This window comes from Bartonella sp. CE47NXGY, assembly GCF_042195415.1.
GTDB lineage: Bacteria > Pseudomonadota > Alphaproteobacteria > Rhizobiales > Rhizobiaceae > Bartonella.
The window spans coordinates 1-1,106 of sequence record NZ_JBHIOI010000164.1 but is presented as its reverse complement, the minus strand read 5'-3'; the positions used below and the strand labels follow the sequence as shown (position 1 = coordinate 1,106).

At 40.1% G+C, this 1,106-nt stretch carries 1 protein-coding gene; it reads right to left on the bottom strand.

All coding sequences use genetic code 11. The features are described from left to right. Positions 1 to 873: ShlB/FhaC/HecB family hemolysin secretion/activation protein (locus ACFIL3_RS10405; RefSeq protein ID WP_375682244.1), on the bottom strand; the 873-nt coding region annotated here is incomplete at its 3' end. Between the last annotated feature and the right edge of the window lie 233 nt (positions 874 to 1,106).

Here is a 1,106-nt window from a genome sequence, read left to right as displayed (position 1 = left end):
ACTGCGTTGATAGTTAAAATCCCACGCATCATTCATCCCTAAAATATTTTCTACCCTCAAGCCCGCACTATAACGCGCATAACCCGTAGAGGCTTGTCCCATATTGTCATGAGAAACAGTAACCTTGAAAGTTTTATCGGGATGATTGTTAATATTGACAATGGTGCTGCCTTCTTCACGCCCTGGAAGAAGTTCGCTTTGAGCGTGCGCTGAACTCAAACGGTTGATCTGATCAAGCCCCTGTTCAATATCGCGCATGTTCAGAACATGACCTTGAAGCCCAGGAAAAGCACTCCATACAACATTATTATAACGAGACGCCGGTGAACCATTATAGTAAATATCTGAAAGCTTGCCCTCAACGACAACAAATTTGAGCGTCTTGCTGTTTTTGATATCTTGATCAGGAATATAAAAACGCGCCGTTACATAGCCTTGATCCAAATAAACTTTGGTTAACTTCTTGATCAATATTTGGATATCAGAAAGCCCAATACATCTTCCAACATAAGGCTCTGTTACGGCTGATATAGAGCGCTTTTTGACATGGTGCACTCCCTCAACAACAACAGCATGAATGGGAAAACATTGCTTCCCACCCAAAAGCATTTCTGGATTTTGCTCTGAAGGCGTCTTGATCCTTTTAGGCGTTAAAGACTGTAATTTCTCAATTCTTTCTAATTGCTGCTTTTCTGAATACCTACGAGAAAAATTATCTGTTGGGGAATGAAAAATAGCTGAGGAGCGCGCATAAACACTTACACCTGCAAACAAGCCAAAGAAAACAACAATGGCACGAAAAATTCTCAAAAGAGAACTTTGGCGTAAAAATACACAAAACAATACAGACTGCCCCCGCTTTGCATTATTCATGAAGCACTCTTTAAAAGAACTTCATGGAACCTCTAACAAGTCCACTCAAAACAGCCACTGCCCTATAACGCTTTTAACAAAAGCACATGCCTCTGTAACCAAAGAAAAGTGACACCCAAAAACTGCTTTATTTTACAAAAACCACTTTATTTTAACTGCTGAAGATCTCTCCCCCACATTTCTATGGAAAAACCTCTAAACAAAACTGTTTAGCCCGTCAATGGTTAATACAT